Annotated in this window: 11 protein-coding genes and 1 pseudogene; 2 read left to right on the forward strand and 10 right to left on the reverse strand. The window is 35.9% G+C overall.

The genetic code is table 11. The features are described from left to right. Positions 1-14: 14 nt before the first annotated feature. The 5 genes from PT603_RS06795 to PT603_RS06815 all read right to left on the reverse strand — a co-directional run bounded on the left by PT603_RS06795 (position 15) and on the right by PT603_RS06815 (position 8,167). The gene (locus PT603_RS06795; RefSeq protein ID WP_008240339.1) at positions 15-3,440 is read right to left on the reverse strand and encodes a SusC/RagA family TonB-linked outer membrane protein; all 3,426 of its coding nucleotides are present in this window, start codon (positions 3,438-3,440) and stop codon (positions 15-17) included. Positions 3,441-3,562: 122 nt separating this feature from the next. Next, positions 3,563-4,495 (reverse strand): FecR family protein, encoded by a 933-nt coding sequence (locus PT603_RS06800; protein ID WP_008240341.1) that lies wholly within the window; start codon positions 4,493-4,495, stop codon positions 3,563-3,565. A gap of 136 nt (positions 4,496-4,631) precedes the next feature. Beyond that, the gene (locus PT603_RS06805; RefSeq protein ID WP_008240344.1) at positions 4,632-5,168 is read right to left on the reverse strand and encodes an RNA polymerase sigma factor; all 537 of its coding nucleotides are present in this window, start codon (positions 5,166-5,168) and stop codon (positions 4,632-4,634) included. 244 nt (positions 5,169-5,412) lie between these two features. Next, positions 5,413-7,398, reverse strand: a complete 1,986-nt coding sequence (locus tag PT603_RS06810; protein WP_276924532.1) for a protein-disulfide reductase DsbD family protein — start codon at positions 7,396-7,398, stop codon at positions 5,413-5,415. A gap of 187 nt (positions 7,399-7,585) precedes the next feature. After that, positions 7,586-8,167: an RNA polymerase sigma factor gene (locus PT603_RS06815; RefSeq protein ID WP_008240308.1), complete on the reverse strand. Its 582-nt coding sequence runs from the start codon at positions 8,165-8,167 to the stop codon at positions 7,586-7,588. A gap of 242 nt (positions 8,168-8,409) precedes the next feature. Between PT603_RS06815 and PT603_RS06820 the strand changes: the two genes are divergently transcribed. Next, entirely contained in the window at positions 8,410-9,402 is a 993-nt protein-coding gene (locus PT603_RS06820; protein WP_040488802.1) for a hypothetical protein, read from the forward strand. A 64-nt stretch (positions 9,403-9,466) separates the two neighbouring features. Here PT603_RS06820 and PT603_RS06825 read toward each other — a convergent pair whose 3' ends face one another. The 5 genes and pseudogenes from PT603_RS06825 to PT603_RS06845 all read right to left on the reverse strand — a co-directional run bounded on the left by PT603_RS06825 (position 9,467) and on the right by PT603_RS06845 (position 14,685). After that, positions 9,467-10,432 carry a cation diffusion facilitator family transporter gene (locus PT603_RS06825; RefSeq protein ID WP_008240304.1) on the reverse strand — a complete coding sequence of 322 codons (966 nt, stop codon included), beginning with the start codon at positions 10,430-10,432 and terminating at the stop codon, positions 9,467-9,469. 45 nt (positions 10,433-10,477) lie between these two features. Continuing rightward, a complete protein-coding gene (locus PT603_RS06830) occupies positions 10,478-10,900 on the reverse strand; it encodes a Fur family transcriptional regulator (RefSeq protein WP_008240302.1) in 423 nt (140 codons plus the stop codon). Positions 10,901-10,998: 98 nt separating this feature from the next. Then, positions 10,999-11,217 (reverse strand): heavy-metal-associated domain-containing protein, encoded by a 219-nt coding sequence (locus tag PT603_RS06835; RefSeq protein ID WP_008240300.1) that lies wholly within the window; start codon positions 11,215-11,217, stop codon positions 10,999-11,001. A 99-nt stretch (positions 11,218-11,316) separates the two neighbouring features. Next, positions 11,317-13,733 (reverse strand): annotated as a pseudogene (locus PT603_RS06840) (heavy metal translocating P-type ATPase). Positions 13,734-14,319: 586 nt separating this feature from the next. Next, the gene (locus PT603_RS06845) at positions 14,320-14,685 is read right to left on the reverse strand and encodes a hypothetical protein (protein WP_008240296.1); all 366 of its coding nucleotides are present in this window, start codon (positions 14,683-14,685) and stop codon (positions 14,320-14,322) included. A 140-nt stretch (positions 14,686-14,825) separates the two neighbouring features. On the opposite strand from PT603_RS06845, the gene PT603_RS06850 reads away from it, so the two are divergent. After that, complete coding sequence (locus PT603_RS06850) at positions 14,826-15,155, forward strand: helix-turn-helix domain-containing protein (RefSeq protein ID WP_008240293.1); 330 nt, start codon at positions 14,826-14,828, stop codon at positions 15,153-15,155. Positions 15,156-15,161 lie beyond the last annotated feature (6 nt).

Here is a 15,161-nt window from a genome sequence, read left to right on the forward strand (position 1 = left end):
AATGCGTTTTAAATTTAAAATTCCATATTCACCCCAAATACAATTCTTCTAGCATGGGGATAGGCTGAAAAGTCAAAACCTGGCGTAAGTACTGAATTATGAACTGAGACTTCCGGATCCATCCCGCTATACTTTGTCCATGTAATTAAGTTCTGGGCTGATAAATTCACATTAAAATTTTGCATCCCAAGTTTAGAGGTAAAGGCTTCTGGAAAATTATATCCCAATGATAACGTCTTAAGTCGTAGGTAAGAACCATCTTCAATAGTTCGAGATGATATTACCTCAGGCCCCTCACCATTTACTCTGTACAATTCATTGGTTTGGTTTTCAGGAGTCCAACGATTGGCATATGTAGCATATTGATTAAGTCTTGCCACTCTAGTAGGATTCCCTTCAAAAATTATCCTATTGGCATTTAATAGATCAGCACCATAGGACCATTGGAATAATACATTTAGTGTAAGATTTTTATAATTAAAAACATTTGAAAGTCCTCCAGTGTGTTTAGGAGTAGGATTCCCTATAATTGTTTTGTCAAAAGCATCAATAATGCCATCTTCATTTAAATCCTTGTATTTTATATCTCCTGGCTGAATTTTACTACGCTCATCACCATTAGAGGCCACAGTATTTTTTAGAATATAAGAATCTCCTATTTGATCAAAATCTTCATATTGGTAATTCCCATCCCACACTAATCCATAAAACATAGCTGCCGGACCCCCAACTTGAGCAATATACATAGGCTCCTCCGCCATTCGAGTAGAGAAAGAAGATATATATGAAAATCGACTCATCTCTCCATTGGCTAAACTTCGTATATTGTTTTTATTGAAACTTATATTAAAACTAGTAGTCCAACCAAAATTTGTTGTTTTAAGGTTTACCGTATTAAGAGTTAACTCTAACCCCTTATTCTCAATACTACCGATATTGGTATATACACTAGAATATCCACTTGACCCAGGAATACTCGTTCTTAATAACATATCATCTGTAAGCTTTCGATATACGTCTGCCACAAAACTTACCCTATTGTTAAAAAAGTCTACATCCAATCCAAGATCTAATTGCTTGACAGTTTCCCATTTCAACTTATTATTTCCCAACGCCAAATCAAGTCCTAAATGAGGTTCATTATTGAAAGAATAGGCACTTAAATCATCAAAACTTAATGAAGATCTATAGGCAAAATCACTTACACGATTATTACCGGTCATCCCGTAACTTGCTCGCAACCTTCCATTGGAAATAAAATCCATGTTTTTCATGAATTTTTCATTTCCAAATTTCCACGATACAGCCGCTGAAGGAAAGTACCCCCATTTATTTTCTGTAGGAAATTTAGAAGAACCATCTGCCCTCATAGTAAGAGTGGCATAATAAGTAGATTTAAAGCGGTAATTTACACGTGCCATATAAGAGGCCAATGTACTTGAGCTTGATGAAGCAATACTGGTACGTAATTTTCCTTCAGACAAGCCATTAATTCCTAACTCCTCATTAGGCAAGTTTGTAGCTTTAAATCCATAGGTCGAATACTTTCTTCCAGAAACAGAAAACCCTCCCATTGCTTGAAGATAATGTCCTCCATTCAAGTATTTATGCCAAGTAAGTGTGTTTTCATTGGTCCAATCAGCCACTTCAGTATGAGAAATTTCGCCATTAACACCATCGGTATTATTTCGTCTTAAAGGAGTTCCTCTGAGGGTTTTACTATTATTAAACTGGCTATTTTTTCCCATACGGTTATTATAGCTCGCTGTAATTTTCAATTGTAGGTTCTCAAACAATTCACTCTCTAAAATCCCACTTGTATTTAATACCTTGATATTATTCTCTCTAAATATATTTTTAGCATTAACTACCGGATTAATTGTAAAAATCCCAGATTCTTCATAGGCTTCTTCATCCACTAATTCTTGCTCCAAATCGTAGCTGTCATCATGAATACCGGCCACAGGACGATAGCCCCACACAGAGTACAATAAATATCCATTAATACCTGTATTGGTAGTAGAAGCGGTTCTTCCAACAATTTGACCATAGGCTATTTGATTGGTAAAATTAATATTGGCTGCCACTTTGGTTTTTTCGCTTATCTGTTGATCCAGTTTCAATCTCCCTTGATAGCGTTTAAAACCAGTATTCACTACAATGGCTTCATTATTAGTAATGGATCCTGAAATAGAGTATTGTGTATCATTAGTTCCTCCCCTCACTGCAAGGGAGTGATTCGATAAGGTTCCCGAATTAAACAAATTCTCTTGCCAATTTATTCCAGATATATTTTTATAATAATTCAAATCACGTTCATTGGAAAGGTAGTTATTAACTAAATTAGGATCTCTTTCAATTTCATACTGCACAAACTCATAAGGGCTCATCATTGGAATGGTCTTATAAACATTATCAAAGCCAACAGATGATTTATAACTTATAGAGGGCTTACCTGCAATACCTTGTTTGGTTTCAATTACAATTACACCATTTGCTCCTCTGGCTCCATAAATGGCAGTCTGGGAAGCATCTTTTAATACCGTGATGGATTCTATTTCGTCTGGGTTTAATGCCGAATTAATGGGATCTTCCATAGGAACGCCATCAATAACATATAATGGTTGAGTACTCTGGGTTAGGGAACCGGCACCACGAATGACAATATTCATCTCTGAACCTGGTTGTCCGTCCTCCATAGAGGATACCTGAACCCCGGCTAAACGACCTGCTAAAGCCTGATCAAAAGAAACCACAGGTGCCTTAGCAATATCTTCCATATTTACTGAACTAACTGAACCTGTTATATCTTTCTTGCTCACCTTCCCGTAACCAACCACCAGTACCTCACCTAGTTCAATATTCTCGGAATCTAAAGAAATATTAAGAAAACTATTGGATCCAACCTTAGTCGTTTTTGGCGCATACCCTAAATAGGACAAGCTTATTTCTGCTTCCTCTGGAACCTCCAAAGAATAATTACCATCAAAATCTGTCAATACTCCAATGGTCGTATTTTTAATATAAACGGCCACTCCAATCAAAACTTCCCCGGTTTTAGAATCGGTTACTTTTCCAGATAGCTTTCGTTTCTGGGCCATCCTAAGTGAAATATTATTACCATTAATTTTATACACTAATTGCGCTTCCTTTGCAATTTGTTTTAGGATATAGTCTATTGTTTTATTGGTAAATTTGAATGAGTATTTGGTAGTATGGTTTTCAATCTCGTCTGAATACATAAAGTTGTATTCCGACACCCCCTCTAATCTACTAAACACATGCTTTAATTGGGTTTGTGTAAACTCTATTGTTATGTTTTTTTCATTTTTTGTCTGTCCTTGAGCACTTACTCCTTGAAATAACAAACAAAAAATCAATACTCTTTCAACAATCACCTTTAGTGATGTTGCTTTAATAATTAGTTGATTTAAATTCATACTTTTACATAAATAAATTCTTTTTAAAAAGTTTTTTAATTTCTTTCAAACCGGAGCTGCGTCAACATCCTCCGGTTTTTTTATGGGCATCTAGATCATAATTTAAGGTCTTTGGTTACACTTTATTTACTTATTAAAATCATACTTTCTTTAATTTCATATTTTAAATCCAACATAAAACTTAAATCATCCAATACGAAGGAGATTGATTTGCCTTCATATTTTCCAGTAATGGTCCGATTATTAAAATCAGTTGACCTAAGATGTATGGAAACTCCATACCAATGTTCTAAATCCTCGATAACTTTGATAAAAGGAGTGTTTTGAAAATGAAGAATCCCTCTACTCCAATCACTGATATAAATCGCATCTACTTGAGCCAATTGTGCTATTCTAGTAGTAGCGTTATAGTTTATTTGTTCATTTTTAATTAATTCAACCGGAGTAAAATCGTGTTGAAGACTTTCTACCTTAACCCTACCAGTGGCAACGGATATGACAGCTGAAGATTGGCTAGAATTCACATTGAAACTTGTTCCTAAAACAGTAGTTTTAACTTGTGAAGTATGTACTATAAAAGGTCTTTTTTTATTAGGTCTGACATTAAAAAATCCTTCTCCTTTTAGCGCTATTTCCCTCTGAGGTGTATTCGTTTTCGTTGAATACCTACAATAACTATTTGCATTTAATACCACTGTAGAGCTATCAGGCAAAATGACCGTTTTACGTTCTCCATCTCCAGTGTAAACTTCAACAAAGTAATTTTGATTATCCTTTAGAGAAATCCCATTTGAAATAATTTCAAACCCACCATAAATAAGCAATACAATTGTAGCTGCATACTTAAAGGCATTAGACAACAGCCGTTTTCGTTTCCTAAGTTTAATCTCAAAAATTGTAGCCTCTAATACCCGCTGTTTTGCATTGTCAATACTGATGTCCTGATTAGATTCTAATTTTGTCTCTAAAAACTTTTTGAGAATTTGTTCCTCATGCTCACTAGTCTTACCCCATTTGGATCTATTCAATAAATCCCTAAACTCTTTTTCTTCCATTTACAGTTATTTTATACTGTCTATTATGGAAGTCCTTAAAAAAAGTAAAAAGTACTATGGCTAAATTTAGATTTCACCATATGTTGACATTCGGGTTCGTCTGTTAACACTGAGGTTAAATAGAAGGTGTACTAATTTAACTCATACTCAAGTGTACCCTTATAAACTTAACAGCACTATTGATTTGATTTTTAACTGTTTGCTTTGAAATATTCAACCTTTGTGCTATTTCATCATGCGATAAGTCTTCAAAACGACTTAACTCAAATATTTTTTTACAGGCAGGCGGAAGTAATTTTATCGCTGAATAAATAGAATTTTCCAGCTCCTTATTCTCTAAGGTTTCGTTTAATTCATAAGAAACCAAAATTTCATTAAACTCATCAACTAAATCAGTGATGGTTTCCTTTTTGGTCCAATACGAATATACCCTGTATTTTAATGCTGTAAACAGGTATGATTTTAAACTCTTAATGTCCCTTTTATATCCCTTTTCCCAAAGGTCAATAAAAATGATTTGGACGATATCTTCACTATCTTCCTTATGATTAATCAGTGAGTAACAATACCTAAATAGCTCATCAAAATACAGTTCAAATAGTAGCTTTATACCTTCATCATTTCTTTTCTTGATAAAAGCTAATATCTTTTCCTCTTCTGAAACATAGGACATCTTAGACAGTTTTATGCAAAACTAAATGCGTAATACCAAAGCCTTATTAAAAAATCATTATCAAATCACTAATTATAAACTTGTAGAATGTTAATGGTGTATCAGCAGAAATTCCAATTAAAAGTCTTTGAACTTAATTAAAAACCAATTAAAAAAATAAAGGCTGTGAGTGTCTCACAGCCTTTGCTTGCTAATTCAAATTTAAAATCATTAAGATTTTAAGCGGTTTTACATGTTTATCATGTTATTTAAATTGGGAGATTCCTTCTTGTAACCAGTTATGGTAGGCCTCCACATCTGGGGTATAGCCTACGGGCGTATTCAGATTCTCCTCCTGATGGTCCATAAGAACATAGAAAGGTTGTGAGTTGGTCTGATATCGCAGCGTCTGTAGCTCACTCCACTTCTGACCTATATACTTCAACTTCTTACCAGGGCGAAGCTTCGAGTCTACCACTTCATCTGCCTCTAAAGCTCGCTTGTCGTCTACATACAATGAGATTAGCACCACTTCATTCTTTAGAATGCTCAGTACCTCAGGCTTTACCCATACATGCTGCTCCATCTTGCGACAGTTCACACAGGCATGGCCGGTAAAGTCTAGCATCACTGGTTTGCCTACTTCCTTGGCATAGGCTAGTCCTTTGTCATAATCGGTAAAGGCGACGATATTATGTGGGGCCAGTAGATGAGCTCCCTCTGGCAAGTTCTCTCCGGTTACATCAACACCGCCACTACTTAGTTGGGTATACCCCACTCCATAAGGGGATTCACTATAGTGCTGTGGGGGTGGAAAGGCACTGATAAGGTTTAATGGGGCGCCCCAAAGGCCAGGGATCATATAGATGGTAAAGGATAGTACTAAAAGGCCTAGACCTAGTCGTCCCACAGAGATATGACTCACAGGGGAATCATGGGGTAACTGAAGCTTCCCAAATAGGTAAAAGGCCAGGGTCCCAAATATAGCAATCCAGATGGCGATAAATACTTCTCGCTCCAATAGGTGTAACTGTAATACCAAATCGGCATTTGATAAAAACTTAAAGGCTAGGGCTAGTTCTAAAAAGCCCAGTACTACTTTCACTGTGTTTAACCAGCCTCCTGACTTTGGGAGACTGTTTAACCAGCCGGGGAACATCGCAAATAGCATAAAGGGTAAGGCTAGGGCCAAAGAGAATCCGAGCATCCCTATGATGGGGGCGATTCCCCCTTTACTGGCTGCCTCTACTAGAAGGGTACCTACAATAGGACCGGTACAGGAGAAGGAAACTATGGCTAGAGCCAGGGCCATAAAGACAATCCCTAGTAGCCCGCCTCTGTCGGCCTGCCGGTCTACCTTATTGGCCCATGAGTTGGGTAGCATGATTTCAAAGGCTCCTAAAAAAGAGGCGGCAAAGACCAGCAACAACAAAAAGAACAAAAGGTTAAACCATACATTGGTTGAAAGGGCATTCAAGGAGTCTGCTCCAAAGATTCCTGTGATTAACGAGCCTAGAAGTACGTAGATCACTATAATGGAGATCCCATACAAAATAGCATTCTTGATCCCCTTGGCTCTGGTCTTACTTTGCTTGGTGAAAAAGCTAACCGTCATCGGAATCATCGGAAACACACATGGAGTTAAAAGAGCCGCAAAACCAGAGAAAAAAGCGATGATAAATATCGACCATAGGCCTCGTTGGGGGGTGGTATTTGAGGTGGTTAACACTTTATCCTCAATAGATACTGTCAATTCATTTTGATTGGAGTTTTCATCTTGTTGGGCTGAAGGAATAGTATCCGATAGCACAAATTCCAAGTCCTTATATTCAGGAGGTAAACATTGGCCATCATTACACACCATATACTCAACTGTAGCCATAATTTTATTCACCGAAGAATTCAAAAGTGATATTCGCTGAACAAAAGTGGCCTTATCCATAAAGTAAGAAATAACCATATTGTCAAAGGCAGGTTCAGGTGCTGAGAAGCCATCATCTTCATTAGTTTTTCCTACCAATTTAAATTGATCAGTGAATGTATAGGTAAAGGTAGTAGGCACTGGCCCCCCATCACCTACTGTCTGAGAATACAAATGCCACCCTTCTTCAATAGTGGCCGTTGAAATCAATTCATAATCCGTATCGGATAATTTAACCACAGATGTCTTCCAACTTACGGGATCATGGATTTGGGATAAAGAAGTACAGGTAATAAGAAGGGCAAGTAGAATAAGTAATTTTTCTTTCATTGGTACATTAATTGGTCGTTAAATAGAACTAGATTGTTGTAATAAAAAGCACTACATGGTTTAAAATGTAGTCAAGCATAACTAAAAAAGTGAAGCTTTACTGCTCCCATCTTATTAGTTAGATTATTAAAACAATTATATGTTCCTATTAATAGTACCTAGAAGTCCAAAGGGGTACATGTCCACACTAAAATAACAGTGAAATAATGGGAAGAAAATTGCTGTAAAGAAACTCCTCCTTTTTCAAATGAGCTCTTAGTATTCCCAAAGCTTTTGAAATTTGATTTTTAACAGCCTGAATAGAAATATCCAATTCTGCAGCAATCTCTTTATTGGATTTATTTTTTAACCTGCTCAAGATAAAAATTTGTTTACATCGATCGGGAAGCTGATCAATAAGTCCGTTAATCACAGCTTCAAGTTCGTCATATTCCATTGCGCTATCTACCCCCATTGAAACATCCACAAGGTTCATCCGAGTCACATCTTGAAGGGAAAGTTTACGGTCTCTTAAATATTTAAAAATTTGAAATTTTAAGGCCCTAAACAAATAACCAGAAACATTATCGATCTCATTCTCCTCCCGCTTTGTCCAAATAGAAATAAATATATTTTGAACAAGATCCTCACATATTTCTTTATCATTTAAGACATTGACAGCATACAAAAACATTTTTTCTACATACCGATCATATAGCTCCTTAAAGGCAAGCTCATTTCCTTCGGAAATTAAGGCAATAAGTTTTGTATCTGTAATATCATTAGTCATTATAAGGGGAATAAATCGGGCTAAAAGTATTAAAAAAAAGACAAGAAATTGTAAACATTCAATGCATAATTCCTACTTAAGTTGTTAAAAGAAAAATACTGTGAAAGCTTTTTTATGCAAAAACCAGAATATAAAAATTGATTTATCAATTATCGAAACGTTAAAAATTATAACCTCAAAAAACAAAAACGACAATCCCCTAAAATTTGTTTGTACATTTAAAACAAAAAAAGACAGTAAAATTGGAATTAAATTATAAGTATCTCCTTTTAGGAATTGCTATACTAACCTTACTCTTAGTATCTTGTCGTCAATCTGGTTGGTCACTTATTGGAGGTGTAAGTAAAAAACAAGCTGAGAAGAATTTTAGTGATTTTTTAACCAAGAATTATCCAAACGAACTTGCTTTCACCAACCTAAAACGATTTTTCAACGAAGGCAATATGAACCCAAATATGTTCTCAGTGGAGGTCTATCAAATTAACCGCCCTGAAATCACTTTTGTCACATTTTTTGATGCCAAAAAAATAGTAGGTGCCAAAGACATAGCTTCTGATTATTTGGATGGACCTAGTTTCGACCAGCTATATAAACAAGAAATTGCTCACATGGATGCATTGGATCTACTTAGAATCCAGTTAAAAAGACACCATGTTGATCTAGTCATTGAGTCCTATAACACCATGAATTGGTCTTTCATAGAAAACGTAAGTGAACAGGAACTGAGAACTGCTATAGACAATTGCATTGAAGTGCTCAATGAGTTAAAAGATAAACTTAACTTTTACGGCGACCTCAAAATCCAACTTATAGAGTCAAATTCTAAATATGAACATCTTTCTTTTACCATTACCAAAGAAAATGATTTCTATGAATTAGAATCTATCAGATGCCATCAAGAATCACTACTTTACCAAAGACTTCAAAAGCTTATTTCCAAACCCCCGAAATCACATGGAGACTACAACGAAGTATTTATTCCCTCTGAATTTTCTTCTGTCATTTTAATAAATCCCAGCAACTATTCAGAGCTTATTGGAGTACAATTTTATGACGATAAAAAGAAAGACAGCATTACTGAAAACACTTATTCAAGAGCCGTGGGCTACGGCATTTTTCAGATGATATACCAGGGAAATATTGAATTTACAGCTACATCATATTATACACTATCAGACTCCCTATCCTATTTGGATGTCATAGAAGAAACCAACGCCAGTTTTAAATCATTATAACTATTTTTTAATTAAAAAAGAGAGAACATAGTCTCTCCATTTACCTGAGCCAGGGAATAGATTTTCAGCAACCTAAAAACTGGCATTGATTATCTATGGTTTCAATCTGCACTGTAGGGTGCTGAATGTTATACTCTTGCATCACAACAATAATATCACTCAGGATATCTTGACCTGACTTTACCGTTGTATGACTTACCACTGCATGCAGCGAACCCACGTTATAACTGCCGTCTAAAGTCCACACGTGAATATCATGAATATTAGTAACTCCTTCTATCTGCTGTAATTCAGTTTGCAGTTGATGTAAGTTTACATTTTCTGGAACAGACTGCAACATTACTTTTATTGTTCTCACAAGATTTTTAGAGGCATTAAAGCCGATAAATAATGCTATACCTATAGTTAAGACTCCATCTATCCAGTTCCAACCTGTAAAATAAATTACTACAGATCCAATTAATACAGCTGCCCATCCCAAAACATCTTCCAGCAAATGAAGCATAATAGACTGGCTATTATGGTTATGACCTCCATGACTATGACCATGATGATGGCCATCACCTCCATTTTTTATTCTTAAAAATGCAAACCCATTTACAGCAAGTCCTAAAACAGCTAACCATAACATTCCTATACTATGAACTTCTTTTGGGTTTATAAAAGAATTATAAGCCGCAATTAACATCGTAATACAACCTACTAATAGAAAAATAGATAACCCTAAAGCTGATAATAATGAAAAACGTTTATAGCCATACGAAAAATTTGAGGTACGCTTCTTACCAGATATTTTTTCCATTAAGATGGCAAGTCCGATTGCACCCGCATCCATAAAATCATGAAAAGCATCCGCAATAATTGCTGTTGAATTGGTAAGTATACCACCAATAACTTCTATTATTGAAAAGAAAAGGTTTAGCCAAAAGGCCAAAGTCAGACCATCTTTCTTTGTATTACTATAAGCTACATGTTCATGTTGGTGTTCATGCCCATTACAAGTACTGTTACTATCTTTATGAGAATTCATTATTTATTATTTTTCTACAAAAGTAACAGCCTTTCCTATGCAATACTATTGCAAACTATCATTTAAACAGTCTTCGCAAATGCCTTTGGCAAAAAGCCGAACTTCATCAATTCTAAACTCCCCGGCCATACCTTCAGAGAATATAATATGCTCTCTACAAGTGGTTTGCTTACACATTTTACAATAAAAATGAAGATGCCAATCCTTATGGGTATCTTCACCACAATCATCACTACACAGTATATATTTGGTTGTTGAATTTTCCTGTACGCCATGAATAATACCCTTTTCCTCAAAAGTTTTTAGGGTTCTATAGATGGTAATTCTGTCTGCAAAATGAAGCTGCTCTTCAATTTCAGATAACGAAAGAGCTACTTTCTGGGCCGCTAGAAAATCGTATACCAAAATACGCATACTGGTAGGCTTGGTATTTTTATTTAATAGTTTATTTTCAGTATCCTTTTTCATTTCGTTCTATTATTATCTAATTAACTGTCAATAAACCTCTTAAGTTAAATAAAAAAGGAGTAACTCACATCTCCAATAGACTGTCACTCCTTTCTTAATTACACTATAGGCTCTGCTGCGAAGCCTTTACTTTTTAAAATCGCTATTATTTCGTCCTCACTAATACCTTTAGAACTAACCGTGAGTATCTTATCCTGATTATTAGTATCCACATTCCAATGGCAGATTCCTTCTGCATTATCTAGATCTGATTGAACCTTTGACACACATCCTCCACAAGAAAGATTGGTCTTAAATTGAAAATCCTTATTTGTCATTTTAATTCATTTTTAATTGTTCTATATATTACAAATTTCACCAAAATACTTTTTCTATGTCTTACGTAATTTTAGATTTGATTTGTAAAATTTACATAGTTACTTTTTCCATTTCAAGCGAAGGCTATTACTCACCACACTCACACTACTAAGTGCCATTGCCGCACCTGCAATCATTGGATTTAGTAAAAATCCATTAATTGGATATAAAATCCCAGCAGCGATTGGGATTCCAATAAGGTTATAGATAAATGCCCAAAACAAATTCTGTTTGATGGTCGCCACTGTTTGTTTTGAAAGTCGAATAGCTTGTGGAATTTTAGTAAGATCTGATGAAATGATCGTCATTTTGGCCACATCCATCGCAATATCAGACCCTTTACCCATGGCGATACTCACATCAGCAGTTGCCAAGGCAGTACTATCATTAATACCATCTCCCACCATAGCGACAATCTTCCCTTTATCTTGTAATTCTTTTACGAAAGCAGCTTTATGTTGTGGTAGCACCTCTGCTTTGAAATGTTTAATACCTGTTTGCTTAGCAATAGCCTCTGCTGTCGCTTCGTTATCGCCAGTTAACATATAAAGATCTATTCCCATTTCCTGTAGTTGCCTAATGGCGCTAAAAGAAGTTTCTTTTATAGTATCAGCAATTGCAATTACAGCTAAAGCTTCTTTACTATTTGAAAACCAAACCACCGTTTTGGACTGTTTTCCCCATTCTTCGGCTTGCTTTTCTAGGTGGTTGTCAAAAGTAATGTTGTTTTCTTTGAGTAACTTTTTATTTCCCACATAATAGGTCTCATTATTATAAGTTGCTTTTACTCCTTTACCTGTAATACTTTCAAACAAGGTCAACTCGGCAGTTTCAACTCCATCCAAGAATTTAACGACAGCTTCTGCTAGTGGGTGCTCTGATTGTTTCTCAATACTCACTAAGATTTTATTGGCCGTTTCATCATTATGTAACCAAAGTATTCCGGATACTTCGGGTCTGCCTTGGGTAATGGTTCCAGTTTTATCTAAAACAATGGCATCCACCTTCTTTGCTAATTCTAGACTTTCTGCATCTTTAATCAATATACCCTGTTCTGCCCCCTTGCCTACTCCTACCATAATAGCTGTAGGTGTAGCCAATCCTAAAGCACAGGGACATGCAATAACTAAAACTGTAATGGCAGCCAAAAGACCATGTACAACACCACTTTCACCACCTATAACCATCCATAAAATAAAAGTAAGGATGGCAATACCCATAACCACAGGAACAAATATGCCTGCAATTTTGTCGACCAATTTTTGTACAGGTGCTTTACTACCTTGTGCATCCTGAACCATTTTAATGATTTGAGCAAGCATTGTTTCTTTACCAACCTTGACCGCCCTAAACTGAAAACTCCCCTTTTGATTAATGGTTCCGGCAAACACCTTCTCATCTGCTTTTTTCAAAACAGGTACAGGTTCTCCACTTAACATGCTTTCATCTACATAAGAGCTCCCTGAGGTAACCATACCATCAACCGCAATTTTTTCTCCAGGTTTCACCAGGATTATATCGCCAACACCCACTAACTCAACAGCAGTTTGAACTTCTGTCCCATCACCTTTAATTATTGTAACTGTTTTAGGTTGTAACCCCATAAGCTTTTTTATAGCTGATGACGTATTCCCCTTAGCCTTTTCTTCTAATAATTTACCAAGAAGTATGAATGCAATAATAACTGCTGCAGCTTCAAAATAAACGTGCGCTTCAAGCCCTCTTTGGTGCCAGAAATCAGCAAACAACATGGTAAATACACTAAATACATAGGCAATCCCAGTACTAAGAGCTACCAGAGTATCCATATTTGCGGAACGATGTTTTGCTTGCTTCCAGGCATTAATAAAGAAGTCCTTTCCGAACCATAGGATTACAGGTGTTGAAAACAACCACATTATCTGATTGGCATAAGGCATATCCATAAAAAACATTCCAATAACCACCACTGGAATAGACAAAATAACGGCCCAAATAGTTTTAGTTTTTAGCAGTTCATATTTTTTAGCATGAATTGCCTCTATTGATTCCTGTTGGTTAGATTCCTGCTCTACAAACAAATCATAACCCACAGATTGCAAAGCTTGTTTAAGCTGACTGGCATTTATCATATTTGGGAGATATTCCACAGTAAGATTCCCTGTTGCGAAATTAACGGATGCATCAACTACCCCTGACTGAAATTTTACAATGCTTTCCGCACTACTAGCACATGATGCGCAGGTCATCCCTAATACCGGAAAGGTTTTTTTACTGTTACAACATCATATCCTAATTCCTTAATTGCTTTAACCGCTTCCCCTACTACTTCCGTTTTGGAGACAGTTATGGCGGCTCTACGATTGTTTAATTCTACCTTATGGGTTTCTATTCCCTTAACCTGGGCCAACCCCTTGTCAATAATCATTGCACAATGTTCGCTTTCAACACCTTCCAATGGAAGATAAACGATTTCTTTAATATCTCTAGTTGCCATTTTTAGTGCTTTAATTTAATACTACAAAATTGGTTATAATTGTAGAATACGCTATTACAGAATTTTGTATTTGATTTGTAAAATTTACAAATGATTTAAAGAATTTAATGTAGAAGTCCTAACTAATAGTACCTTCTTATTATAAATAAGATTAATCTATCTTTTGTCACTAAAATCGATTTGCTGACGAAAAGTAGTTTTACTCCTTAGCATCAGTTCTGTAACCTTGCTTTACAGATGCTTTTTCCCATTCCAAAACTTCCTAAGCTGATATAATGCAATGGAGTGTTGCTCTTTAAGCTTGTAGAGATAACGTACATTTCAAGCCTGTTAGATTCCTCACCGATAACTCCTCTGTTTTGGATTAGGTCATTGGTAAGCTGAAAAAGGTTTGGTTTTTTGAACAGTTCGAGTGCTTCGGTTTCTCACCTTTTGGTAAGCTCCCTAATGGTAAACTTGTTTTCATCTTCACAGCCAAGCTGTGATAGGCGATAGGTTTCCATTTAGATGGTCAGTTCATAAAATGTTCGTCTAACAATCGATGTTCCTATTTCAACGTGCTCGGCTGTTTTCCGTACCAGTTTTTCTACATGATTGTCGTTGAAAAGGTCGATATTTTCTTAAATCTTGGTTTTAGGTTTTCTTCTCGGTTTTTGATTTCTTGAAGCCTGTATTTTTCCAGTTCTTCCGTGAGTTCGCCTAAACTGGCCGATATGATTGATGTTCCTATTTCCAACCGCTCCGCACATTTTCTAATGAACTTCTCTAATTGGGTATCGTTGTATAAATCTAAATTATGCCTTACTGGTGGCCTCCTACTTTGTTGTAACTGTACTTTCAAGGTACTCCTCATCCTGTCCAGACCTTCTAACTTGATACCACCCACTACCGTTAATTGTAGTATTTCGTTCTCGTAGATTAATTGGTCTGTGCTATCGATTTGTAATTTCATTAAAAAAAGTTTTTGCCTACATATATGTAGCAAAACCACAATATCTTAATCAATCAGCCAAACACAACTTAATTTTATACTACATATTTTGTTTCTATATTTGTATTTTAACTCAATATCTTGTATTAAATCAAACATTTATGACTTTTGGCGAACGTTTAGGATTGGTACGTAAAAGAAAAAAGCTTTCGCAGGCTGATGTCGGTAAACTTATCGGCATTAATGGCGATGCTTATGGCAGATATGAGCGTAATGAAGTGAAGCCTACCATTGAGATGGCCACAAAGATTGCCAATGCCCTAAAGGTGTCTTTGGATTATTTGGTGGGCAGTACCGATTTAGTTTTGGATACCGAACTACTAAAACGTATTGAGCAAGTCTCTAAACTTACCCCAAAAGAAAAAGAGCATATATATATTACTATAGATGCTCTTATCCGTGATTTTAACGCTAAAAAAGCGTATGCTTAATGTATG

This window comes from Imtechella halotolerans (assembly GCF_028743515.2).
Classification (GTDB): domain Bacteria; phylum Bacteroidota; class Bacteroidia; order Flavobacteriales; family Flavobacteriaceae; genus Imtechella; species Imtechella halotolerans.

Excerpts from the sequence above, each read along its gene's own strand:
- PT603_RS06795 (WP_008240339.1), bottom strand. The coding sequence starts at position 3,440 with ATGAATTTAAATCAACTAATTATTAAAGCAACATCACTAAAGGTGATT.
- PT603_RS06800 (WP_008240341.1), bottom strand. The coding sequence starts at position 4,495 with ATGGAAGAAAAAGAGTTTAGGGATTTATTGAATAGATCCAAATGGGGT.
- PT603_RS06805 (WP_008240344.1), bottom strand. The coding sequence starts at position 5,168 with ATGTCCTATGTTTCAGAAGAGGAAAAGATATTAGCTTTTATCAAGAAA.
- PT603_RS06810 (WP_276924532.1), bottom strand. The coding sequence starts at position 7,398 with ATGAAAGAAAAATTACTTATTCTACTTGCCCTTCTTATTACCTGTACT.
- PT603_RS06815 (WP_008240308.1), bottom strand. The coding sequence starts at position 8,167 with ATGACTAATGATATTACAGATACAAAACTTATTGCCTTAATTTCCGAA.
- PT603_RS06825 (WP_008240304.1), bottom strand. The coding sequence starts at position 10,432 with ATGAATTCTCATAAAGATAGTAACAGTACTTGTAATGGGCATGAACAC.
- PT603_RS06830 (WP_008240302.1), bottom strand. The coding sequence starts at position 10,900 with ATGAAAAAGGATACTGAAAATAAACTATTAAATAAAAATACCAAGCCT.
- PT603_RS06835 (WP_008240300.1), bottom strand. The coding sequence starts at position 11,217 with ATGACAAATAAGGATTTTCAATTTAAGACCAATCTTTCTTGTGGAGGA.
- PT603_RS06845 (WP_008240296.1), bottom strand. The coding sequence starts at position 14,685 with ATGAAATTACAAATCGATAGCACAGACCAATTAATCTACGAGAACGAA.
- PT603_RS06850 (WP_008240293.1), top strand. The coding sequence starts at position 14,826 with ATGACTTTTGGCGAACGTTTAGGATTGGTACGTAAAAGAAAAAAGCTT.